The organism is Streptosporangium sp. NPDC048886, assembly GCF_055586905.1.
Genome location: NZ_JBVJHH010000010.1, coordinates 181,883 through 203,843, shown reverse-complemented (window position 1 = coordinate 203,843; position 21,961 = coordinate 181,883). Strand labels below are relative to the sequence as shown.

At 70.0% G+C, this 21,961-nt stretch carries 20 protein-coding genes; 11 read left to right on the top strand and 9 right to left on the bottom strand.

What is annotated here, in order from left to right:
- Positions 1 to 20 precede the first annotated feature (20 nt).
- The 4 genes from ACZ6R6_RS14865 to ACZ6R6_RS14850 all read right to left on the bottom strand — a co-directional run bounded on the left by ACZ6R6_RS14865 (position 21) and on the right by ACZ6R6_RS14850 (position 6,079).
- Positions 21 to 1,541, bottom strand: coding sequence for a protein kinase family protein (locus tag ACZ6R6_RS14865; RefSeq protein ID WP_470093534.1), 1,521 nt, complete (start codon positions 1,539 to 1,541; stop codon positions 21 to 23).
- A 195-nt stretch (positions 1,542 to 1,736) separates the two neighbouring features.
- Positions 1,737 to 3,341: a murein biosynthesis integral membrane protein MurJ gene (gene murJ / locus ACZ6R6_RS14860; RefSeq protein WP_470093532.1), complete on the bottom strand. Its 1,605-nt coding sequence runs from the start codon at positions 3,339 to 3,341 to the stop codon at positions 1,737 to 1,739.
- Positions 3,342 to 3,369: 28 nt separating this feature from the next.
- Positions 3,370 to 5,511: a DUF6049 family protein gene (locus tag ACZ6R6_RS14855; RefSeq protein ID WP_470093530.1), complete on the bottom strand. Its 2,142-nt coding sequence runs from the start codon at positions 5,509 to 5,511 to the stop codon at positions 3,370 to 3,372.
- A 46-nt stretch (positions 5,512 to 5,557) separates the two neighbouring features.
- Positions 5,558 to 6,079, bottom strand: coding sequence for an aminoacyl-tRNA deacylase (locus ACZ6R6_RS14850; protein WP_306861563.1), 522 nt, complete (start codon positions 6,077 to 6,079; stop codon positions 5,558 to 5,560).
- Between the two features lie 160 nt (positions 6,080 to 6,239).
- Between ACZ6R6_RS14850 and ACZ6R6_RS14845 the strand changes: the two genes are divergently transcribed.
- Positions 6,240 to 7,640, top strand: coding sequence for a CCA tRNA nucleotidyltransferase (locus tag ACZ6R6_RS14845; protein ID WP_470093528.1), 1,401 nt, complete (start codon positions 6,240 to 6,242; stop codon positions 7,638 to 7,640).
- A gap of 22 nt (positions 7,641 to 7,662) precedes the next feature.
- Positions 7,663 to 8,916, top strand: a complete 1,254-nt coding sequence (locus ACZ6R6_RS14840) for an adenosylmethionine--8-amino-7-oxononanoate transaminase (RefSeq protein WP_470093526.1) — start codon at positions 7,663 to 7,665, stop codon at positions 8,914 to 8,916.
- On the opposite strand, the gene ACZ6R6_RS14835 is transcribed toward ACZ6R6_RS14840, so the two are convergent.
- Positions 8,870 to 10,168, bottom strand: coding sequence for an MFS transporter (locus tag ACZ6R6_RS14835; protein ID WP_470093524.1), 1,299 nt, complete (start codon positions 10,166 to 10,168; stop codon positions 8,870 to 8,872). The two genes, ACZ6R6_RS14840 and ACZ6R6_RS14835, sit on opposite strands and share 47 nt — an antisense overlap.
- A 138-nt stretch (positions 10,169 to 10,306) precedes the next feature.
- Here ACZ6R6_RS14835 and idi point away from each other — a divergent pair, with 138 nt between their 5' ends.
- Entirely contained in the window at positions 10,307 to 10,888 is a 582-nt protein-coding gene (gene idi / locus ACZ6R6_RS14830; protein ID WP_470093522.1) for an isopentenyl-diphosphate Delta-isomerase, read from the top strand.
- A gap of 88 nt (positions 10,889 to 10,976) precedes the next feature.
- Here the strand turns inward: idi and ACZ6R6_RS14825 are convergent, their stop codons facing one another.
- Together ACZ6R6_RS14825 and ACZ6R6_RS14820 are read right to left on the bottom strand one after the other, a co-directional pair.
- A complete protein-coding gene (locus tag ACZ6R6_RS14825; protein WP_306861553.1) occupies positions 10,977 to 12,056 on the bottom strand; it encodes an inositol-3-phosphate synthase in 1,080 nt (359 codons plus the stop codon).
- A gap of 27 nt (positions 12,057 to 12,083) precedes the next feature.
- Positions 12,084 to 12,773, bottom strand: coding sequence for a PadR family transcriptional regulator (locus ACZ6R6_RS14820; RefSeq protein WP_470093520.1), 690 nt, complete (start codon positions 12,771 to 12,773; stop codon positions 12,084 to 12,086).
- A 545-nt stretch (positions 12,774 to 13,318) separates the two neighbouring features.
- Here ACZ6R6_RS14820 and ACZ6R6_RS14815 point away from each other — a divergent pair.
- The 3 genes from ACZ6R6_RS14815 (at position 13,319) to ACZ6R6_RS14805 (ending at position 18,510) form a co-directional block, all read left to right on the top strand.
- Positions 13,319 to 15,949, top strand: coding sequence for a transglycosylase domain-containing protein (locus ACZ6R6_RS14815; protein ID WP_470093518.1), 2,631 nt, complete (start codon positions 13,319 to 13,321; stop codon positions 15,947 to 15,949).
- Positions 15,949 to 17,256, top strand: coding sequence for a glycosyltransferase family 87 protein (locus ACZ6R6_RS14810; protein WP_470093516.1), 1,308 nt, complete (start codon positions 15,949 to 15,951; stop codon positions 17,254 to 17,256). Before ACZ6R6_RS14815 ends, ACZ6R6_RS14810 begins: the two co-directional genes overlap by 1 nt.
- A gap of 135 nt (positions 17,257 to 17,391) precedes the next feature.
- A complete protein-coding gene (locus tag ACZ6R6_RS14805) occupies positions 17,392 to 18,510 on the top strand; it encodes a mannosyltransferase family protein (RefSeq protein WP_470093514.1) in 1,119 nt (372 codons plus the stop codon).
- A 58-nt stretch (positions 18,511 to 18,568) separates the two neighbouring features.
- Here the strand turns inward: ACZ6R6_RS14805 and ACZ6R6_RS14800 are convergent, their stop codons facing one another.
- Positions 18,569 to 19,327: a deoxyribonuclease IV gene (locus ACZ6R6_RS14800; protein WP_470093512.1), complete on the bottom strand. Its 759-nt coding sequence runs from the start codon at positions 19,325 to 19,327 to the stop codon at positions 18,569 to 18,571.
- A 105-nt stretch (positions 19,328 to 19,432) separates the two neighbouring features.
- On the opposite strand from ACZ6R6_RS14800, the gene ACZ6R6_RS14795 reads away from it, so the two are divergent.
- Positions 19,433 to 19,615: a hypothetical protein gene (locus tag ACZ6R6_RS14795; RefSeq protein WP_031158341.1), complete on the top strand. Its 183-nt coding sequence runs from the start codon at positions 19,433 to 19,435 to the stop codon at positions 19,613 to 19,615.
- A gap of 40 nt (positions 19,616 to 19,655) precedes the next feature.
- Here ACZ6R6_RS14795 and ACZ6R6_RS14790 read toward each other — a convergent pair whose 3' ends face one another.
- Complete coding sequence (locus ACZ6R6_RS14790) at positions 19,656 to 19,967, bottom strand: hypothetical protein (RefSeq protein WP_470093510.1); 312 nt, start codon at positions 19,965 to 19,967, stop codon at positions 19,656 to 19,658.
- Positions 19,968 to 20,188: 221 nt separating this feature from the next.
- Here ACZ6R6_RS14790 and rpsF point away from each other — a divergent pair, with 221 nt between their 5' ends.
- The 4 genes from rpsF (at position 20,189) to rplI (ending at position 21,955) form a co-directional block, all read left to right on the top strand.
- Positions 20,189 to 20,479, top strand: a complete 291-nt coding sequence (gene rpsF / locus ACZ6R6_RS14785) for a 30S ribosomal protein S6 (RefSeq protein ID WP_196439166.1) — start codon at positions 20,189 to 20,191, stop codon at positions 20,477 to 20,479.
- 77 nt (positions 20,480 to 20,556) lie between these two features.
- Positions 20,557 to 21,135 (top strand): single-stranded DNA-binding protein, encoded by a 579-nt coding sequence (locus ACZ6R6_RS14780; protein WP_306861536.1) that lies wholly within the window; start codon positions 20,557 to 20,559, stop codon positions 21,133 to 21,135.
- A 122-nt stretch (positions 21,136 to 21,257) separates the two neighbouring features.
- Positions 21,258 to 21,494, top strand: a complete 237-nt coding sequence (gene rpsR / locus ACZ6R6_RS14775) for a 30S ribosomal protein S18 (RefSeq protein ID WP_012895699.1) — start codon at positions 21,258 to 21,260, stop codon at positions 21,492 to 21,494.
- 14 nt (positions 21,495 to 21,508) lie between these two features.
- The gene (gene rplI, locus ACZ6R6_RS14770) at positions 21,509 to 21,955 is read left to right on the top strand and encodes a 50S ribosomal protein L9 (RefSeq protein WP_306861523.1); all 447 of its coding nucleotides are present in this window, start codon (positions 21,509 to 21,511) and stop codon (positions 21,953 to 21,955) included.
- The last annotated feature ends 6 nt before the right edge of the window (positions 21,956 to 21,961 follow it).

Genomic DNA, 21,961 nt, shown 5'->3' with positions numbered 1-21,961 from the left:
CCGATCAAATCGCGCCGGTGTCACTTCGTGGCGAGCACCTTGACCTCGTGCACGGTGCCGCGGTACTTGCCCTGGTAGGTCGGCATCTTGGTGAACCAGACCAGGACGTAGCGGCCCTTCTTCGGAGAGTCGGAGCTGAAGGTCTTCTTGCCCGACGCGTCGGTGGACTTGCCGAGCGCGGTCATGCTCCCCTGGGCCTGCGAGTCGCCGACCCTGATCTCCACGGCGCCGCCGGAGCCGCTGCCGAAGTCGGCCGAGACCTGCTTGACCGGGACGCTCTGCCCCATGTCGAGCATGAGGCCGACGCCCTCCTTCAGCCGGCCGAAGTCGACCGAGTCGTAGGACTCGGAGTGCCAGTCGGTGGAGGGCTTGCCGTCCACCGCGTTGAGGGCGAGCTCGCCCCGCTCGTCGCGGTCGCCCAGCGGGTCGAATCCGGTGACGGAGGCGGGCTTGACCTCGCGGGTGGCGGCGGCCACGGTCGGCGTGGGCGTGGCGCTCGGCCCCGCCTCAGGGGTCCCGGCGTTGCCGATGCTGCGCCCGAGGGTCCAGGCGCCCAGGCCGACGGCCACCATCACCAGCAGCACGACCATGGTCATGACGACCTTGTTGACCATCCCGCCGCCGGCCGGCCGCGGCTGCTGGTAGTGGTGCTGCGGCAGGGGGATGGGCGGGCTGGGGCGCTGGGCGGACGGGGTCTCGACGCCCTCCGAGCGCGAGGCCGCCACCGAGGAGGGGGACGGCGCCACCGCCGCGGGCATCGGCATGGGCATCGGGGTGGGCCGGGGCACCGAGGCGAGGACCTCGGCGATCGCCTCCGGCGTCGTCAGTAGTTCGAGCCCGCGCCTGCTCTCGGGCAGGATCGCCCGGCAGGTGATGGTGTCGAGGTAGCCGGGGACGCCCGCGGTGACCTGGCGCGGCGTGCAGAAGTGACCGTCGTCCATGGGGGCGGCGGGCAGTCCGCTCTCCTGCTCCTCGCCCGGCCAGTGGCCGGTCAGCCCGGCGTACAGCAGGCGGCCGAGCCCCTCGGCGTCGGTCCTGGCCGGGTCGTCGCTCGTCACGTCGGCCAGGACGGCGTCGACGCCCACCCCCAGCAGCTTGACCGTGCTGCCCGCCGTCCACACCAGGTGCTCGGGGGTCAGGCACAGGTGGGCCAGATCGGCCTCGTGCGCGTGGGCCAGCGCCTCGGCGGCCTCGGCCACCAGCGCGGCGGCCCGCTCCGGCTCCAGCGGCCCAGCGGTGATCATGTCGGTGAGGGTCTCCCCGCTCACCCATTCGCTGACGACGTAGGAGTGGCCGTTGTCCTCGGTGGCGTCGAAGACCTGGGTCAGCCTGGGGTCGGTCAGCCGGCTGGCCGCGCGGGCGGCCGTGACGACCTCGTTGAGGCGGGGGAAGCCGGGGTCGAACGTGTGCACGGCGACAGGCCGGGCGAGCACCTCGTCGATGGCCTTCCACAGCGTGGCCCCGCCGGACTCGTGGACGCGGTCCTCGAGGCGGAAACGCTCTGCCAGCTTCGTGCCGGGCTCGACGGCGGGGGAACTCATGAGCGCTCCGTAACTGAGAACACGACAGCGCCATGCCGGGTTGACACATCAGGACACATCACGCGATGCCGGGTGGATCCGCCCACGCCCTCCTGCTTCCATTAGCCGCATGTCGTCACACGCGTCGCACCATGGTAGTCCCGCGCCGGTTCCGCCCGTGATCTGGTTGTCAGACGCTTGGGACAACCCTTTGGGTTACCGGCCTACCCTGCCCGCAACCATTCCAACGATCGAACTCACTTCCGGGATACGCATCCGGTGTGCGATGACCAGGTAGAGAACCATACCGAGACCGCCGCCCGCGGCCAGCATGATGGCCGCGCTGAGCGGGGTCAGGTCGGTCAGCTCCTGCGTGAGCCAGAGCACGCCGAGGGCGACCAGCGCGGCCGGGAGCGCGGCGACGTACATCCGCGACAGCCCGGCGGCCACGGCGCGTCCCTGAAGGCCCCGCACCCGGCGGGCGGCCAGGGTCCAGGCGATCGCGGTGCCCACCACGTAGGTGATCGCGAACGCGGCGGCCAGGCCCATCACCACGTACTCCGCCGGGAGGAAGGAGTAGGCGAGCAGGCTGAGCGCGATGCTCACCACGGTGTTGCCCGCGCCGACGAAGACCGGCGTGCGCGTGTCGCCGAAGGCGTAGAAGACACGCAGCAGGAGCTGGAAGATCGAGAACGGGACCAGCGCCAGGCCGAAGACCTGCAGCACGTTGCCGATGTAGACCGCCGCGTCGACGGTCATGGTGCCCCACGAGAAGATCAGCACGGTCACCGCGGGCCCCAGCACCATCAGCATCAGCCCGGCGGGGACGAGCAGCGCCGACACCAGCCGCACGCCCGAGGCGAACTCCTCGCGGACCGACTCCAGCTGCCCGTCGTGCACCGCCCGGCTCATCCGGGGCAGCATCGCGGTGATCACCGAGACCGCGATGATCCCGTAGGGGAGCTGGAAGAGCTGGAAGGCGGAGGCGTAGGTGGAGTTGCCCGCTCCGGGCACAGCCTCACCCGCGCCGGAGGAGAGCCTGGTGGTGACGAGGAAGGCGATCTGGCTGACGCCGACGTAGGCGAAGGTCCAGACCGCGGTCCGGCCCATCTCGCCGAACCCGGCGTCGCGCAGGTCGAACCTGGGCCGGAACCGGAAGCCCACCCGGTGCAGCGAGACGACCAGCACCAGGCACTGGGCCACGATCCCGGCGGTGGTGCCCAGGCCGAGCAGCGCCAGGTCGGCGTCGGTCACCCGGTCGATGTCGGCGCCCGCGTCGCCGAGCATCAGGTAGTAGGCCACCAGGACGCCGATCATCACCACGTTGTTCAGCACCGGCGCCCACATCGGGGCGCCGAACCGGTCGCGGGTGTTGAGGATCGCCCCGGCGATGGCCCCGATGCCGAAGAAGGCGATCTGCGGCAGGATGTATCGGGCCAGCGTGACCGCGACCTCGACCTTCCTGGCGTTCCAGTCTTCGGTGTAGAGGCCGATCAGCGGCCGGGCGAGCAGCACGGCCAGCACCGCCACCACAGTCAGCACCACGGTCCCCAGCGTCATCAGCCGCTGCTCGTAGGCCCGGCCGCCGTCGGGGTCGTTCTTCTGCCGCTTGACGATCATCGGGACGACGACGCTGCTCAGGATCCCGCCGATGAGGAAGTCGAACAGGATGAACGGGATCGCGTAGGCGACGTTGTAGGCGTCGCCCACGTAGGCGGTGCTGATCGCCGCGGCGAGCAGCGCCGTACGGACGAAACCCGTGACGCGGGAGACCATCGTCCCCGCCGCCATGATCGCGCTCGCACGCAGAACCCTGCTCATCCGCTCTCCTCCGCTAGACCGCTGGTGCTCAGGACTCGGTGCCGGCCGGTGCGCTCGCCCGCCGCTGCGGCACGGTGGCCGCCGCGGCGCGGCGGGTCCCCCGCCGGCGCAGGACGCGCATGATCACCGCTGCCAGCATCACCAGGAGCGCCGCTCCGACGATCACCAGGGCGATCCCGGTGTAGCCGGTGGTCCGCACGGTCAGCTCGACGGGCCTGCCGTATTTGCGGCCGTCTTCGGTGGTGAGCTGGACCGTCACGGTGGTCTGCCCGCCGGTCGTCGTCGTCGCGGTCATCGGGACGCGGATGGTCCGGTTCTGGCCGCCCCGGATCACGATCGGGTCGTCCTGGGCCTCGTAGGGCTCGATCTTCAGCAGGTTGGGCTGGTCGGAGGTCACCTCCAGCTTGACCTCGACCTCGTTGCCGTCGACGTCCGGACCCAGGCCGTTGTGGACGGTGATCGGCACCTCTCCGTTCTTGCCGGCCAGCGTGCGGACCTGGGTCTGCTCGGTGCCGGTGATGGAGATCTTCCCGATCCGCTCGTCGACGGCGGTCCCGACCTGCTTGACGTACGGCGTGGCGGTCTCGGCCCTGTCCCGCCAGGCGGAGGAGGTGAGCCGGAGCAGCGCGAGGTCGAAGACGTTGGCGTCCTGCCCGGTGGTCACCGTGGACGTCAGGTCGGCGCGGGCGGCCACCCGCCTGACACTCGACACGTACGGCCTGCCGAGCTCCTTGCGCCGGTCCTGGTCGGTGTAGGTCAGGTCGGTCCGGGCCGTGGGGACGCCCTTGCCCTTCTTGACCGCGTCGAGCGTGGCCGGGGCGAGCCACGGCAGGGTGGCGGCCGTCTTGGCCAGGTCGGTCACATAGGCCGGGTCCGGGTTCCAGCGCCGGGGCGGGGCGCCGATCACGGTCCTGGAGGTGGTGACGGGCTCGGAACCGATCATCGCGGTCTCCGCGATGAACCGCTGGCGGTTCAGCAGGGCCGCGCCGGGGACGGAGGTGTCGGCGCCGATGACCTCGCTCAGCGCCGTGTCGGCGACCAGCGCGGTGACCGGGCCGCTCACGCTCTCCACGGTCGCGGAGGCGTCCGGGGTGGTGGCGGACGGGATCGCCGGGGGCAGGTTCGGCGCGTTCAGCAGCACGGTGCGGACGCCGCCGGTGGCCAGCAGGTCCAGCCCGTCGTAGTCGAGCAGCCCGTTCGCCGGCCAGTTGACGTCGGTGCGGACGTCGCGGCCGAGGATCTCCTTGGCGACGGTCCCGGCCGCCTTGATCCCGGTCGAGGTGATGTCGTCGACGCCGTTGTGGGCCAGCGCGGCCACGTCGGGGTCGGCGTAGGGGGTGGCCACGACCGGAGGCTCGGCGAGGGCCGTGCGGAGCTCGCCGAGCCACTTGGCGGCCGCGGCGTCCGCCGGGCGGCTCTCGCCCGTCTCCTCGGTCTGGACCGTGTGCGCCTTGCTCAGCGCCCGCGCGTCGTCGAGCAGGGCGGGGTCGACCACCCAGGTGAGCCCCTTGACCGAGGCGGTGTCCTGGGCGATCTTCAGCAGGTTGCCCAGGCGCTTGCCCTCGGCCATGGACGCCGGCAGGCCGTCGTTGACGAAGATGCGGTCGTCGGCCCGGCGGGGCTGATCGATGATCGGCAGGACCATGGCGAGCCTGGTGCGGGGCACCTTGGTGCCCTTGGGCAGGTAGGAGACGAAGGTGCGCTGGACGGCGAGCTGCTGGCCGAGCGGGTCGAGCACCTCGACCATGACCGGGTAGACGCCGAACCGGGACAGGCCCAGCTGCTGCGCCGTGGTGGGGAACTCCCACGGCACCTTGGCCGAGGGCGCGACCTGCGGGACGCTGGACTGGGTCCAGGTGACGGGCTGGAACGCCTGGCCGCTCAGGTAGGACGCCATGTCGGCGCGCTGGGCGAACGGCTGGGACGAGTAGCGCATCCGGATCCGGAGGTTGGTGAGGGCCTCGGTGCCGGGGTTGGTGAAGGAGCCGGAGATCTTGATCTCGGCGGTCGGCTCACGGGGCACGTCGGGGCTGATCGTCTCCACCACGAGCTGCGGGCTCTGGCGGCTCACCGTGGTCGTCTGGGCGTTCGCCGCAGCAGGAGACACCACGGCCGCCGTGGAGAGCAGCGTGGTGGTGAGCACGGCGAGCAGCGCGGCCTTGTTGATCACATGCCGGCCATGGGTCGAGTACGGCGCACGCCCGTAATGCTATGGCCTATCCAGCGAGGGGAAAGGTCGTCTGCTCTCTCCGTGACCGTGAATGGACTAGGTCAATGGGCTTCCCTGAGACAAGTGTGAGCAGGTGGTCGGCACGTATCCGCAGCGCCGTGTGACGCTCTCCAGTGGGAGTGTGAACGATCTGCGCGGTCCCGGTGAGCCGCTCGTCGACCAGCACGGTCAGCCCGTCGGGCAGCAGCAGCGGGCAGATCAGCCCGGCGGCGTAGTCGGTGACGGAGTTCACGGTGAAGGCCGAGGCGGGCCGGACCCGGCGGGCGCCCAGGGTGCCGCCGATCACGCCGAGCGGGAGAGGGGATCCGACGGTGCTGACGACCGCGACGGACTCGCGGCCGATCCGGGTCGTGACCTCGAAGACTGTGACCTCCACGCAGGTCGCCGGGCTCGCGGACAGCAGCTCCGGCAGCTCGTCGACGCATGTCATCGCGCGCGGAAGGCGTACGATCTCATGGTGGACCTGGTGTGCGAGGAGCCAGCGGTGGATCGCGAGGGCGTCCTTCATGTATGTGCTCCTTGCCTCGACGCACGGCCCCCGACGGTCTCCTGACTGACCGTAACCTGGTGATCGCTTCAGGTGTATCCCCAGAGGGGAACATGTTCCGTAACCGAAGGACCTACCCGGCTTGTCCCTTTCAAATCTGTCTGAGAGCCAGCGACACGGCATGAGCGAGCTGTTCCGAAAGATCGCTCCTGTGGCCGATGAGCTCGGCGAACTGTTCGCCGCCCGGGGGTACCAGATCGCCCTCGTGGGCGGCTCCGTCCGCGATGTCTTCCTCGGCAGGATCGGCAACGACCTCGACCTGACCACGGACGCGCGCCCTGAGGCGGTCCTGGAGCTCATCCGGGACTGGGCCGACTCCATCTGGACGATCGGCATCGACTTCGGCACGGTCGGCGTGCGCAGGGGCAACTGGCTGCTGGAGATCACCACCTACCGCAGCGAGTCCTACGACCCCGCCTCACGCAAGCCCGAGGTGGCCTACGGCGACACGCTGGAGGGCGACCTCGCCCGGCGTGACTTCGCGGTCAACGCGATGGCGCTGCGCCTGCCGTCCCGCGAGTTCGTGGACCCGCACGGCGGTCTCGACGACCTGCACGCCAGGGTGCTGCGCACGCCCGGCCCCCCCGAGCGGTCCTTCGACGACGACCCGCTGCGGATGCTCCGCGCCGCCAGGTTCGCCAGCCAGCTCGGCTTCACCGTGGACCCCGGGGCGTTCGCCGCGATGACCGCGATGGCCGAGCGGATCGAGATCGTCTCGGCCGAGCGGATCCGCGACGAGCTGAACAAGCTGATCTGCGGCGAGCACCCCCGCGAGGGGCTCAAGATCCTCGTCGACTCCGGGCTCGCCTCCCACGTCCTGCCCGAGCTGCCCAAGCTCCGTCTGGAGATCGACGAGCACCACCGGCACAAGGACGTCTACGAGCACACGCTGATCGTGCTGGAGCAGGCGATCGACCTGGAGGAGAGCGGCCCCGACCGCATCCTGCGCTGGGCGGCGCTCCTGCACGACGTGGGCAAGCCCAAGACCCGCCGCCACGAGCCCGGCGGGCGGGTCTCCTTCCACCACCACGAGGTGGTGGGCGCGCAGCTGGCCAAGAAGCGCATGTCGGAGCTGAAGTTCCCCAAGGACGTGGTGGCCGACGTCTCCCGCCTGGTGGAGCTCCACCTGCGCTTCCACGGCTACGGCACCGGGGAGTGGACCGACTCGGCGGTGCGCCGCTACGTCCGCGACGGCGGGCACCTGCTCGAACGCCTGCACAAGCTGACCCGCGCCGACTGCACCACGCGTAACAGGCGCAAGGCCCAGGTCCTGTCCCGGACCTACGACCAGCTCGAGGAGCGCATCGCCCGGCTGGCCGACGAGGAGGAGCTGGGGAAGATCCGCCCCGAGCTCGACGGCAACGAGATCCAGGCGCTCCTGGGCGTCCCCCCGGGCCCGGTCGTCGGCCGCGCCTACAAGTTCCTCCTGGACATGCGCCTGGACAAGGGCGTCATCGGCAAGGAGGCCGCCGCCGAGGCGCTGCGCGGGTGGGCTCACGAGAACGGGCTGCTCCCTGGGTAGGGGCGCGGGCCCGGACGGCGTGGTGGGCCCGCACGACCTCACGGGCCCGGACGGCCTGGCGGACCTGGACCGTGAGCACGTCTGGCACCCCTACGCGGCCGTGCCGCCGCGGGGGCCGGTCCACGTGGTCTCCCGGGCCGAGGGGGTACGGCTGACGCTCGCCGACGGCCGGGAGCTGGTCGACGGGATGTCGTCGTGGTGGGCGGCGATCCACGGCTACAACCACCCCCGGCTCAACCAGGCGCTGAAGGACCAGGTCGAGGACATGGCGCACGTCATGTTCGGCGGGCTCACCCACGGGCCCGCCGTACGGCTGGCCCACACGCTGGCCACCATGACCGGGCTGCCGAAGGTGTTCATCGCCGACTCCGGCTCGGTGGCCGTCGAGGTCGCGATCAAGATGGCCTTCCAGTTCACCGGCAGGAGCCGCCTGCTCACGGTCAGGGGCGGATACCACGGCGACACCTTCGGGGCGATGGCCGTCTGCGACCCGGTCAACGGCATGCACCACCTGTTCTCCGGCGCGCTGCCCCGGCACGTGTTCGCCGAACGGCCGCCGGCGGAGTTCGACGAGGGCTACGCGGCCCGGCTGGCGGAGCTGGTCGCCCGGCACGCCCACGAGCTGGCGGCGATCATCGTGGAGCCGGTCGTCCAGGGGGCGGGCGGCATGCACTTCTACCACCCGGCCTACCTGCGCCGGCTCCGCGAGCTGGCCGACGAGCACGGCGTCCTGCTGATCGCCGACGAGATCGCCACCGGGTTCGGCCGGACCGGTGAGCTGTTCGGATGCGACCACGCCGGCGTGCGGCCCGACATCATGTGCCTGGGCAAGGCGCTGACCGGCGGCTACCTGTCGCTGGCCGCGACGCTGTGCACCGAGCGGGTGGCGGCGGGCATCGGGGTGCTGATGCACGGGCCGACCTTCATGGGCAACCCGCTGGCCACCGCCGTCGCCGGCGCCTCCCTGGAGCTCCTGGCGGAGCGTCCGTGGCGCGAGGAGGTCAAGCGGATCGAGACCGGCCTGGCCGAGGGCCTGGCGGAGGCCGCGCGGGCGCCCGGGGTCAAGGACGTGCGGGTGCTGGGCGCGATCGGGGTCGTCGAGACCCACGAGCCCGTCGACGTCGCGGCGGTCCAGGACGTCGTCATGCGGCACGGGGTCTGGCTCCGCCCGTTCGGCCGGCTGATCTACACGATGCCGCCCTACTCGATCGGCGACGACCTGGAGAGGATCACGACGGCGATGACGGCAGCGGCTCGGGCGCTCGGACCGGGGTGACCATCCGGTAGAGCGCCGCGCCGCCCACGTATCCGGCGGTGATGAGCCCCAGCACCAGCATCGACCGGCCGTCGGCCGGCAGCAGTGCCGCGGCCAGCGCCGCGGCCAGCACGTAGGTGCCGTTGAAGAGCATGTCGTAGATCGAGAAGGCCCGGCCGAGATAGGCGTCCTCGACGTCACGCTGGACGCTCGTGTCCGCGCAGATCTTGATGCTCTGCCCGGCGACGCCGAGCACGAAGCCGCCGACCGCGAAGCCCCACTGCTGGAAGGAGAAGCAGAGGGCGAACGTCAGCACCCCGGCGGTGGCGAGCATGGCCGGCACCCACCGCTCGATGCCGAAGCGCTCGGTGGCCCACGGCGTGACCAGGATGGCCAGGGCGTAGCCGACCCCGGAGGTGGCGACCACGAGGGAGGCGGCGTTCAGCGCGTCCTCGGCGCTGTCGGCGAAGTAGTAGCGCGACAGCATCACCAGCATCGCCGTGCACATGCCGTACATGAACCGGTGGGTGGCCATCGCCCCCATCGCGGCCGTGGCGGCCCGGTGGCGGACGATGTGCCGGGCGCCGTCGGCGATACCGGTCAGCACGTGGCGGACGGCCTCGCGGGCCTGCGGCCGGTCGGGGTCGTAGGCCGGGCCGAGCAGCCGCCTGTTCATGGTCCTGGCGATGAGCGCGCTGAACCCGAAGACGAGGCCGGAGACCACCAGCAGCACCGCGGTGCCCCGGTGGTCGGCCCCGAAGACCATCCGCAGCAGGTAGCCCGCGCCCACGCCGACGAAGGTCAGCACGGTGCCGGAGGTGGGGGTGACCGCGTTGGCCACCATCAGCCGGTCGGCCGGGACGACGTGCGGGAGCGAGGCCCCCAGCGCGGCGAGGAAGAAGCGGTTGACCCCGAGGACGGCGAGCGCGGCGGCGTAGAAGAGCCCGTCGGGGGCGCCGGCGGCGACGAGGGCCGCGGCCACCAGCAGCAGCGCCCCGCGGACCAGCGGTGCGATCACCAGGATCTGCCGCCGGGACCAGCGGTCGATGAACACGCCGACGAAGGGCCCCAGGATCGAGTAGGGCAGGAGCAGCACGGCCAGTCCGGCGGCGATCTGGACGGCGTTGGTGCTCTTCTCCGGGCTGAAGAAGGCGAATCCGGCTACGCCGAACTGGAAGATCCCGTCGGAGAACTGTGAGACCAGGCGGGTGCGGAACAGCCGCCGGAAGTCCCGACCTTCCAGGACCACGCGTAGATCGGATACGAATGACACGCGCTCAGCCTACGCTCGACCACCCCTGCGGAGACATCAGGAACTTCCCTGATATGCGTGAACGGACATTTCCCCACCTTTCGTGATCTAAAGCTGATCGGACATGACGGAGCGGCATGGTCACGTACCCTCGATCGGGTGACGCCTCATGAACACGTCGTGCTCGTCGACCCCGAGGGCAACGCGATCGGCACGGCCCCCAAAGCCGTGGTGCACGGTCCCGACACCCCTCTCCACCTCGCCTTCTCCAGCTACGTGTTCGACGGGCAGGGGCGGGTGCTGCTCACCCGCAGGGCGTCGCACAAGATCACTTGGCCCGGGGTGTGGACCAACAGCTGCTGCGGCCACCCCCTGCCGGGCGAGCCGATGCCGGAGGCGGTGACCCGCCGGCTCGCCCACGAGCTGGGGCTGCGGGCCGACCGGGTCGACCTGGTGCTGCCGCGCTTCTCCTACCGGGCGGTCATGGACAGCGGGATCGTCGAGCACGAGCTCTGCCCGGTCTACCGGGTGGTCGTCGGGTCCGCCGCGGTGCCCAACCCCGACGAGGTCGACGACGTGCGCTGGATGCCGTGGAAGGAGTTCGTCGACGGGGTGCTCGGCCACCGGCTGGCCGTCTCCCCGTGGTGCCTCGAACAGCTCCCCCAGCTGGCCGAACTCGGCGCCGATCCCCTCGCCTGGCCGGTCGCCGACCCGGCCGGGCTGCCCGCCGCGGCCCGCTGACCGCCGCGGCCCGCCGGCCACCGGCCCGGCGGACAGACGCGAACAGGCCCCCGCCCGTACGGGCGGGGGCCTGTTCACTGCCGGGCGCTCAGCGCTCGACCTCGCCGCGGATGAACTTCTCCACGTATTCGCGGGCCTCGTCGTCGGAATACTGCTCCGGCGGGGACTTCATGAAGTAGGAGGAGGCCGACAGGATCGGCCCGGCGATGCCCCGGTCCAGGGCGATCTTCGCGGCGCGGACCGCGTCGATGATGATGCCGGCGGAGTTGGGGGAGTCCCAGACCTCCAGCTTGTACTCCAGGTTCAGCGGGGTGTCGCCGAAGGACCTGCCCTCCAGGCGGACGTAGGCCCACTTGCGGTCGTCGAGCCACGGCACGTGGTCCGACGGGCCGATGTGCACGTCGGCCTTGCCCATCTCGTGCGGGATCTGGGAGGTGACGGACTGGGTCTTGGAGATCTTCTTGGACTGCAGGCGCTTGCGCTCCAGCATGTTCATGAAGTCCATGTTCCCGCCGAAGTTGAGCTGGTAGGTGCGGAGCAGCTCGACCCCGCGGTCCTCGAACAGCTTGGCCATCACGCGGTGCGTGATGGTGGCGCCGACCTGGGACTTGATGTCGTCGCCGACGATCGGGACACCGGCGTCGGTGAACTTCTGGGCCCACACCGGGTCGGAGGCGATGAACACCGGCAGCGCGTTGACGAAGGCGACCTTGGCGTCGAGGGCGCACTGGGCGTAGAAGCGGTCCGCCTCCTCCGACCCGACGGGCAGATAGGAGACCAGGACGTCGACCTTGCTGTCCTTGAGGACCTGCACGACGTCGACCGGGATCTCGTCGGACTCCTCGATCATGTCGCGGTAGAACTCGCCGAGACCGTCGAAGGTGTGGCCGCGCTGCACGGTGACGCCCAGGGGCGGCACGTCGCAGATCTTGATGGTGTTGTTCTCCGAGGCCACGATCGCCTCGGACAGGTCACGCCCGACCTTCTTGGCGTCGACGTCGAAAGCCGCGACGAACTCGACGTCGCCGACGTGGTAGTCGCCGAACTTGACGTGCATCAGGCCCGGCACCCGGGCGCCGGGGTCGGCGTCCCTGTAGTAGTGCACGCCCTGCACGAGCGACGTGGCACAGTTGCCTACACCGACAATGGCTACGCGCACCGAACCCATGGCACTCGCTCCCCTTGTTCTGAGTGGTCAGTTGTCTTCCGGGGCGGCACGCCGCCCCGCGTCATCCGCTCCGGGCGCGGGCGCCCGGAGCGTTCCTTCTTGTGTGGACTGTCCTTGTGCGGACTGCCGCTCTTCGTCGGCCGAGGAGCCGCGTCGCTCGGTGGCGATCAGCTCATTCAACCAGCGCACTTCGCGTTCGACCGACTCCAGGCCGTGACGTTGCAGCTCCAGGGTGTAGCTGTCGAGCCGCTCCCTCGTGCGGGCGAGAGCCGTGCGCACGCCGTCGAGCCGCTCTTCCAGCCGGCTGCGGCGTCCTTCCAGGATGCGCAGGCGCACCTCGGCCTCGGTGTGCCTGAAGAAGGCGAAATGGACCCCGAAGCTCTCGTCCTCCCAGGCGGACGGGCCTGCCTGGGTGAGGAGCTCCTGGAGCCGTTCCTTGCCCTCCGCGGTCAGCTTGTAGACGATCTTCGACCGACGCCCGGTGAGCGTTATGGGGCTCTCCGTAGGGGCAGGGGCCGTGTCGGACGCGCTGTCCTCCACGATGAGCCCGTCGGTCAGCAGCTGCCGGAGGCAAGGGTAGAGCGAACCGTAGGAGAACGCCCGGAACATGCCGAGCAGAGCGTTGAGCCGTTTGCGCAGCTCATAGCCGTGTAATGGGGTCTCGTGCAGCGACCCGAGCACGGCGAGCTCCAGCACGCCACCGCGTCCACCGGCCACTGGAAACCACCACCTCTCGCGCCGATGTATCGAGCCGATACATCTTGAGGATACGTCGAACCAACATATCTCTGCAATTAACGACTTTCCCAAGAGGTTGGGAGCAAACAGTAAAAAGCCGTAGTGTGACGCCTATGTGGTCATGGCGAATGGTGGCGGGCGATGGCCCCCGCATGGCCGGGACCGCCTTCCAATACGGGGAATCCCACGCTCACGTGGGAGAGGTCTGCCAAGGTTGTTCTCGGAACCACCCGCAGGTCTCGTCCGTCCCCGGGAATGGAGATCCACCCGCAGGAGTCGGCTACCACTAAGCCAAGGTGCTGGGATCCTCCGTGATCTGGAGGTAATCTCACCCGCCAGCACGCCGTCGTAGACCCCGATGACCCGAACGAGGACGCGTGAGTCACAGCAACAGCCATGACCCGGAGCCGGACGGACGCCAGCAGCGCCCGGACGCGTCGGCTCGCCAGGGGCGGCGCCGTCGCTCGAACCCAGGTGCCGCTCCCCGTGCAGTTCCCCCGCCCCAGCCGTCCCAAACCGGTGACATGAGCTGGAACCAGTCCCAGGCGCAGACGCAGGTGCAGGGACGGGCGCAGGGCATGGGTCCCGATCCTCGGGACTTCGGGCGGGCGCCGCAGGGCGCCGCGGGCGACCCCCGGGAGATCGGCCGGATGCCGCAGGGCGCCGGACACGACCCACGGGAGACCGGGCTGCGCCGGCGTGACGCCGACCAGGGCGGGGGCCGCCGCCCCGAGGCCGCCTTCGAGGACACCCAGGCCATGCTCGCCGCCCAGGCCAGGAGCGAGCGGTCGGCGGGCTCCGGCCCCGGTGACACCGGCGGGCGCGGCAGGCGCGGGCGCGGCACGCGCGGCGCGGCGGGCCCGCAGGCGCGCGCGGGCTCCGGCGGGCCGGGCGGTCCCGCCGGACGCGGTCCCGGCGACGGAGACGGTCCCGGAGACGGTGACGGGCACGACAGGCCGGGGCGCCGGGGCTGGAAGCGCTTCCTGCCCAACTGGAAGATCGTGGTGGCCAGCTTCACCGTCCTCGCCGCGGGCGTCTTCGGCATGATCGCGGTCGCCTACGCCAATACGCCCGTCCCCAAGGTGACCCAGGACAGCGTCGACGACCAGGGCAGCGTCATCTACTACAGCGACAAGAGCGTGCTCGCCCGCCTCGGCGTCAAACGGACGATCGTGACGATCGACAAGATCCCACGGCACGTCCAGGACGCGGTGATCGCCGCGGAGAACCGCAGCTTCCGCGAGGACAACGGCATCGACTTCAAGGGCATGGCCAGATCGCTGCTGAGCACCGTGAGCGGCGAGCAGGTCCAGGGCGCCTCGACCATCACCCAGCAGATGGCCCGTAACTACTACGGCGGCCTCAGCCAGGAACGGTCGATCCAGCGGAAGATCAAGGAGATCTTCGTCGCGGTCAAGCTGGACAAGGAACTGTCCAAGGACACGATCCTCGCGCAGTATCTCAACACCATCTACTTCGGCCGCGGCGCCTACGGCATCCAGGCCGCCGCGCAGGCGTTCTTCAACAAGAACGTCGGCGAGCTGACCCCGCAGATGGGCGCCTACCTCGCCGGCCGCATCCAGAACCCCGACGCCTTCGACCAGGCCGAGAAGGCCAAGAACCTGGCCCCCACCCAGGAGCGCTACGACTACGTGATCAAGGGCATGGCCCAGCTCGACCCCGGCAAGTACGGCCCGCTGCCCGCCAAGTCCCCCACGGCCCCCAAGCGGATCGCTCTGCGGACCAAGGACTACTACCAGGGCATCAAGGGCTACATGATCACCGAGATCCTCCGGGAGCTCGAGAAGCGGGGCATCAGCCAGGAGGACGTCGAGCAGCGCGGTTACAAGATCTATTCGACGTTCGACAAGAAGCTGATGCTCGCGGCCAAGAAGGCCGTTGAGGAGAACACCTCCGGCCTCTCCTCCGAGATCCACACCGGGCTCGCGGCCGTCGACCCCCGCAACGGGAGGGTCGTCGCCTTCTACGGGGGCCCCAGCTTCACCAAGCGTGAGTGGAACGACGCGTTCATGTCCGAGAAGCAGGCGGCGTCGGCGTTCAAGCCCTACGTCCTGGCCGCCTGGCTGGAGGAGGGCAACAGCCTCAACAGCTACCTGTCGGGCAAGGGGCCGATCAAGGCGCCGGGCACCAAGGACATCAGGAACTCCCACGACGTCCCCGGCGGCTCGGTCAACACCATCAGGGCCACCGCCGAGTCCATCAACACGGCGTTCGTGCAGATGGGCATGGAGGTCGGCCTGGACAAGGTCATCCAGATCGCGGCCGGCGCGGGCCTCAGCGAGCAGAAGCTCAAGGAGACCCAGGCCACGCACGCCTTCGCGCTCACCATCGGGTCCGGCCCGGTCACCCCGGTCCAGCAGGCCGGCGGCTACTCGATCTTCGCCAACGAGGGCAAGCACTACGAGAACCACGTCGTGATCGAGGTCACCGACCGCGACAAGACGAAGGTGATCAAGGAGAGCATCCAGCCGACCCAGGTCATCAGCCCCGACAGCGCGGCCGACGCCATCGTCGCGCTGCAGCAGGTGGTCAAGGACCCGCGCGGCACCGGCAGGGCCGCGGCCCTGCCGGACCGGCCGGTGGCGGGCAAGACCGGCACCAACGACCAGAACAAGGAAGCCTGGTTCGTCGGGTTCACCCCGCAGCTGTCCACCGCCGTCGGCATGTACCGGCAGGACAAGAAGACCAACGGCGAGATCTCGCTGGGCGACATCCAGGGCGCCACCTACCCCACCCGGGTGTGGCACGCCTTCATGGCGGAGGCCATGAAGGGCAAGGAGGTCCTCCAGTTCCCGCCGCGCGCCAACGTCGGCGCGGACAAGAACCTCGCGCCCAAGCCCGTCCCGACGCCGACCCCGACGCCGGAGCCCGACGACCAGGGCTGCCTGCCCGGGGACATCACCTGTGAGTCCGGGGACGGCACCGGCTTCCCCGACGAGGACGGTCAGCCGACCACGCCCGACGACCAGGGCTGCCTGCCCGGGGACATCACCTGTGAGTCCGGGGACGGCACCGGCCTGCCCGACGGCGACGGCGGCGACATCGGGGACGGCGGCGACATCGGCAGCGGCGGCGGCCCCCCCGCGGCGGTCGCGCCGGACCCCCGGCACCGGTCGTCCGGGCAGCGTCCCTGATGGACAGCCTCCAGTCGGCGCGGAGCACGGTGTCCGGCCTCGGCGCGCGGGCGGTCCCCTACGTGCCCCTGGCCCTGTTCGCGGGGCTGGGGGCGGTGCTCGCCTACCTGTGGAAGTGGCCCTGCCGCTTCGGCGGGGCCTGGAACCACGGGACCCTGCAGTTCACGAACTTCTGCTACACCGACATCTACCCGCTGTGGTGGAACGAGAAGCTGAACGAGGGCAAGGTCCCCTACTTCGGCCATCCGGTGGAGTATCCCGTCGGCATCGGCGGGATCATGGAGTTCTTCCGCCGGATCGTCACGCCCATGAGCGATCCCGGGACGGCGTTCTACGACCTGACCGTGATCCTCATGGCGCTCTGCCTGGTCGTCGGCGTGCTGCTGATGGCCGCGCTGGCCGGGCCGGCCCGGCGCTGGGACGCGCTCTGGTACGCCCTGGCCCCCGCGCTGATCCTGACCGCCTACATCAACTGGGACCTGGCCGCCAACGCCCTGGCGCTGGGCGCGCTGCTCGCCTGGGCGAAGCAGCGGCAGTGGCTGGCCGGCGTCCTGCTCGGCCTGGCGATCGCCACCAAGTTCTACCCGCTGATGTTCCTCGGCCCGCTGTTCCTGCTGACGCTGCGGACCGGTAAATGGATGCCGTTCCTCAAGACGGCCGGCGGCGCGGCCGGGATCTGGCTCCTCGTCAACGTGCCGATCATGTTGACGGCCTTCGACGGCTGGAAGCGGTTCTACGTCTTCAGCCAGGAGCGCCCGGCCGACTGGGGCTCGATCTGGTATTTCTTCAACCAGAAGCAGTGGCCGTTCCTCGGCGACGCCGAGCGGCTCGACACGCTGGGCGTCCTGTCGCTGGCGGCGTTCTGCCTGGCGATCGCGGTGCTCACGGTGACGGCCAAGACCCGTCCCCGGCTGATGCAGCTGTGCTTCCTCACCCTGGCCGCGTTCATGCTGACCAACAAGGTGTGGTCGCCCCAGTACGTGCTCTGGCTGGTCCCGTTCGCGGTGCTGGCCCGGCCCAACTGGAAGGCGATCGCGCTCTGGCAGGTCGCCGAGTGCTGGTACTTCTTCGCGATCTGGCTCTATCTGGTCGGCATCCAGCCGGGCAACGAGGCGCTGGGCATCACCGGCGACACCTACTTCACCGCGGTATGGGGCCGGGCGATCACCATCCTGATCATGATGGGTCTCGTCGTGCGGGACGTCCTGCGGCCGGACAAGGACGTGATCCGGCAGGACGGGACCGACGACCAGGCCGGTGGTGTCTTCGACGGGGCCCCCGACCGGTTCAGGATCGCACTCTCGTAGTCTCTCCCGGCCCCGGCGGGCCGCCGTCCGGCGGCTCCCGGTGGCCGCTGTCCCGCGGCGGCCGGTCAGTGGTGGTCAATTTCATGATATTTCCGGCTGGCCGTAGAGCATCCTGATCCACCACAATTCCAGCGTATGGTCACCCCCCGCGAGTCTCCGCGCGACACCGCGACGGAGGCACTCATGCTCTGGCTGAGCTCCCGGCTGGGAATCGTCGTCCTCGCCGTCGTGGGGGCCGGGGCGATGTCGGGGGGAGAAGCCGTTGCGCCGTTCCTGGACCGATGGAAGCACTGGGACACCGCGCTCCTCATCACCATCGCCGAGCACGGCTACGGCGGCGACCCCGCAGCCGAGCCGGACAAGGGGCTGCCCGCGTTCTTCCCGGGGATGCCGTTGACGCTCCGCGCGGTGCACGCGGTCGTGGGCGACTGGACGCTCGCCGGGCTGCTGATCTCCTTCGTGGCCGGCGCCGTCGCGATGGTGGCGCTGGCCAGGCTCGCCGAGTTCGAGGGGCCGCCGGGCGCCGGATGGCGCGCGGTGCTGGCGCTGCTGCTCTGGCCGATGTCGGTGTTCCTGTTCACCGGCTACAGCGAGGCCCTGTTCCTGGCCTTCGCGATCCCGGCCTGGCTGGCGGCGCGTCAGGGCCGCTGGCCGCTGGCCGCCGGCCTCGCGGCGGGCGCCTCCTGCATGCGGATCACCGGACTGTTCCTGGCCCTCGCGCTGATCGTGGAGTTCTTCACCAGGCGGCAGGCCGTACGGCAGGCGTGGCTGCTGGTGCTGCCGTTCGTGCCGCCGGCGCTCTACTCCGCCTACCACTACAGCCGCAGCGGTGACTGGATGGCGTGGAAGCACGCCCAGGAGGCCGGGTGGGGACGGCACATGGTGTGGCCGTGGGAGTCGCTGATCACGACGTGGAACTCGGCCATGGGAGAGGGGCGGTTCGCCTGGGCGTTCCGGCTGGAGATAGCCGGGGCGGTCGTCGGGGTCGGGCTCGTGCTGGTCCTGCTCTACCTGCGGCGGTGGAGCGAGTTCATCTATGTAGGGCTCCAGGTCGGCGCCCTGGTCTGCTCCGCCTACTACCTGTCGATCCCGCGCTCGGCGCTGCTGTGGTGGCCACTCTTCCTGCTCATCGCGCGGGCCGGCACCCCGGGCGCGCGCTGGAGACGGTGGGTGATCCTCGGCTACGCGCTGGTGGTCGGCCCGCTGATGGTGCTCAACACGCTGACTTTCATGGACGGTGCCTGGGTGGGGTGACTCTCCTTACCCACCCTTGGCGCGGAGTAATCCAGAAAAGTTATCCACAGGCTGTGGATCAAATGCGCTTCCTGAGGAGGGCGATGTCCTCGGCCTGGCCGGCGGCCGGCGTCTCCACCACGATCGGCGCGCCCGCGCTCCGGCACACCGCGAGGATGGCCTCGGTGTCGATCTGACCCGCGCCGAGGTTGGCGTGCCGGTCGGCGCCGGAGCCCGCGGCGTCGCGCGAGTCGTTGCAGTGGATCAGGTCGATCCGGCCGGTGATCGCCATGATCCGCTCGACCACGTCGGTCAGGTCCTCGCCGCCCGCGTGGGCATGGCAGGTGTCCAGGCAGAAGCCCACGTCGAAGCCGTCGAGGGCCTCCCACAGCCGGGCGATCCGCTCCAGCTTGCGGGCCATCGCGTTGTCGCCGCCCGCGGTGTTCTCGATGAGCACCGGGACCTCGTGCTCGGCCAGGCGCTCGAAGACCTTGCGCCAGTTGTCGAAGCCCTTCTGCGGGTCGTCGCCGGCGTTGACGTGGCCGCCGTGGACGATCAGGCCCTTGGCGCCCACCTCGGCCGCCGCGGCGAGGTGGGCGCTCAGCAGCTTGCGGCTGGGGATGCGGATCCGGTTGTTGAGGGTCGCCACGTTGATCACGTAGGGGGCGTGGACGTAGACGTCCACGTCGGAATCCTTGACCTCCCGGGCCTTGTCGCCGACGACCGGGCCCTTCCAGCTCTGTGGATCACCGAGGAAGAACTGCACGACCTCGGCGTCGCGTGCCCTGGCGTGGGCGAGTGGGTCGTCCTGGTCGACATGGGCTCCGATACGCGGCATGTGTTCGAGCGTAACCCGTTTCGAGGGGCTGTTCACGGGAAGTCGCACGGCGCGCCCCGATGCCCGCTCCCCCCCCCTCGCGCGGGCCGAACGCAAGGAGTCGAAGTGGCTTACTACCGAAGAGGGATCAGCCTGATCGGCCTGATCTACATCCTGGTCGGCCTCTACGTGGCCTGGGTCTACGACTACATCACCCCCAAGCTCCTGAAGGACGTCGCCGAGGCGTTGCTGGCGGTCTTCCTCTGGTTCCTCGTCCTGCTCGGCGTGGACCTGCGGCTGGGCGGCTAGCCATACGCGGCCGGACGGGCGTGGCCGCCGGGCGGGGACCCTACGGGTAGAAACCACCGTGGTAGATGCCGAAGGCCACGCCCACGAACGAGGCCACGATGCCGACGATGTTCAGTGAACGCTCGGCCGTCGTCGCCGAGACGTACTGTGAGTAGAGACCTCCGACGAACCCCACCGTCCCCAGCCACGCCCCGACCGCGTGGGCGCTGGGGATGAAGACGCTCACGAAGGCGATCAGCCCGCAGGCGAGCGTCACGACGCTCAGGACGTTCTCGACGGGGTGCCGTCGCCCGTCGCTGTTCAGCCTGAACCGGGACGGGCGGCCCCCGGTGGACCGGAACACGTGAGGCATGACTCACCACCCCCTCTCCCCATGGTAGGGAGGTGCCCGGCGCGGCGGCCGTCCAACCCTTGACAGACTGGTAGGCTGGCACGGCTACGTTGCGTGGGGCGTGTCATCGCCCGCCCTCCACCACGGCCGCCGAAATGGGCGTCCGGGGTGAAGACGTCAGCGTCCTCCTGTCACGGCACGGTGTCGTGACCGCAAGAGTCCAGAGGAGGTTGGAAGCCAGCATGCGTCGTTACGAGATGATGGTCATTCTCGACCCTTCGCTCGATGAGCGTACGGTGGCCCCTTCCCTCGACCAGTTCCTCACGGTCGTCCGCAATGACGGCGGCACCGTGGAGAAGGTCGACGTGTGGGGCCGTCGGCGGCTGTCCTACGACATCGCCAAGAAGCCCGAGGGCATCTACGCCGTCATCGACCTGACCGCTGAGCCCGCCACGGTCAAGGAGCTCGACCGGCAGATGAACCTCAACGAGGGCATCCTGCGCACCAAGGTCCTGCGTCCGGACGTGCACTAATCCCCGGCATTTTGTCGGGCGGCAGCCGTACTCTGAGCCGATAACCAGCTAAGGCCGCAGGAAGGGCAGCGCTAGCCATGGCAGCAGGCGACACCACGATCACCATCGTCGGCAATCTCGTCGACGACCCGGAGCTGCGGTTCACCCCGACGGGGCAGGCTGTGGCCCGGTTCCGCATCGCATCCACTCCCCGGTTCCTCGACAAGACGACCAACGAGTGGAAGGACGGCGAAGGCCTGTTCCTGACCTGCAACGTGTGGCGGCAGGCGGCGGAGAACGTCGCCGAGAGCCTCCAGCGCGGCATGCGGGTCATCGTTCAGGGACGGCTGCGCCAGCGGTCTTACGAGACCAAGGAAGGCGAGAAGCGCACGGTCTACGAGGTCGAGGTCGACGAGGTCGGCCCCTCCCTGCGTAACGCGACCGCCAAGGTCAACAAGACCGCCCGTCAGGGCGGTGGCGGTGGCGGCGGCTTCGGCGGCGGTCCCGCCAACGACCCGTGGGCCTCCGCGGCGCCCGCCGCCCCCCAGGGGGGCGGCTACGGCGGCGGTGGTAACAACTACGGCGGCGGTGGCGGTGGCGGCGGCTTCGGCGGCGGCCAGCAGCAGGGCGGCGGCAACTTCGGCGGCGGCGACTTCAGCGACGAACCGCCCTTCTAGGCCGAGCCCTCCAGGTCGGGCGGCCGTCCTGTCCGGACGGCCGGAGACCGCATTCTGAAACCCAGTCCATATCCGCAGCGACCATTCCCGCCGCACGGCGGGGCTCTGAAAGGAGCACCACGATGGCCAAGCCGGCACTGCGCAAGCCTAAGAAGAAGGTTTGCCTGTTCTGCCATGACAAGATCTCCTACGTCGACTACAAGGACACGGCGCTGCTCCGGAAGTTCATCTCCGACCGCGGCAAGATCCGTGCCCGCCGGGTGACGGGCAACTGCACCCAGCACCAGCGTGACGTGGCGACCGCTATCAAGAACGCTCGTGAGATGGCGCTCCTGCCGTACATGAGCACCGCGCGCTAAGGAGGTCCGGACAGATGAAGCTCATTCTCACCAGTGAGGTCTCCGGCCTCGGCGCCCCCGGCGACATCGTCGAGGTCAAGAGCGGCTACGGCCGCAACTACCTGCTCCCCCGCGGCTTCGCGATCCTGTGGACGCGCGGCGGCGAGAAGCAGATCGCCTCGATCAAGAAGGCCCGCGACGCCCGCGAGATCCGTGACCTGGGCACCGCCCAGGAGGTCGCCGGCCAGCTCAAGGCCCTGAAGGTGGTCCTGAAGACGAAGGCCGGCGAGTCCGGCCGGCTCTTCGGCTCCATCACCACGGGCGACGTCGCCGAGGCGGTCAAGGCCGCCGGCGGCCCGCTGCTCGACCGCCGCCGCATCGAGATCGCTCCCGCGATCAAGAGCCTCGGCTCCCACCGGGTCAGCGTCAAGCTGCACCCGGAGGTCTCCGCGTCCCTCGACATCGAGGTCGTCGCGGCCTGACCGGCC

Excerpts from the sequence above, each read along its gene's own strand:
- ACZ6R6_RS14800 (WP_470093512.1), bottom strand. The coding sequence starts at position 19,327 with ATGCCGCGTATCGGAGCCCATGTCGACCAGGACGACCCACTCGCCCAC.
- rplI (WP_306861523.1), top strand. The coding sequence starts at position 21,509 with ATGAAGCTCATTCTCACCAGTGAGGTCTCCGGCCTCGGCGCCCCCGGC.
- ACZ6R6_RS14865 (WP_470093534.1), bottom strand. The coding sequence starts at position 1,541 with ATGAGTTCCCCCGCCGTCGAGCCCGGCACGAAGCTGGCAGAGCGTTTC.
- ACZ6R6_RS14825 (WP_306861553.1), bottom strand. The coding sequence starts at position 12,056 with ATGGGTTCGGTGCGCGTAGCCATTGTCGGTGTAGGCAACTGTGCCACG.
- rpsF (WP_196439166.1), top strand. The coding sequence starts at position 20,189 with ATGCGTCGTTACGAGATGATGGTCATTCTCGACCCTTCGCTCGATGAG.
- ACZ6R6_RS14805 (WP_470093514.1), top strand. The coding sequence starts at position 17,392 with ATGGTCACCCCCCGCGAGTCTCCGCGCGACACCGCGACGGAGGCACTC.
- ACZ6R6_RS14850 (WP_306861563.1), bottom strand. The coding sequence starts at position 6,079 with ATGAAGGACGCCCTCGCGATCCACCGCTGGCTCCTCGCACACCAGGTC.
- ACZ6R6_RS14845 (WP_470093528.1), top strand. The coding sequence starts at position 6,240 with ATGAGCGAGCTGTTCCGAAAGATCGCTCCTGTGGCCGATGAGCTCGGC.
- murJ (WP_470093532.1), bottom strand. The coding sequence starts at position 3,341 with ATGAGCAGGGTTCTGCGTGCGAGCGCGATCATGGCGGCGGGGACGATG.
- ACZ6R6_RS14810 (WP_470093516.1), top strand. The coding sequence starts at position 15,949 with ATGGACAGCCTCCAGTCGGCGCGGAGCACGGTGTCCGGCCTCGGCGCG.
- rpsR (WP_012895699.1), top strand. The coding sequence starts at position 21,258 with ATGGCCAAGCCGGCACTGCGCAAGCCTAAGAAGAAGGTTTGCCTGTTC.
- ACZ6R6_RS14780 (WP_306861536.1), top strand. The coding sequence starts at position 20,557 with ATGGCAGCAGGCGACACCACGATCACCATCGTCGGCAATCTCGTCGAC.
- ACZ6R6_RS14815 (WP_470093518.1), top strand. The coding sequence starts at position 13,319 with ATGAGCTGGAACCAGTCCCAGGCGCAGACGCAGGTGCAGGGACGGGCG.
- ACZ6R6_RS14790 (WP_470093510.1), bottom strand. The coding sequence starts at position 19,967 with ATGCCTCACGTGTTCCGGTCCACCGGGGGCCGCCCGTCCCGGTTCAGG.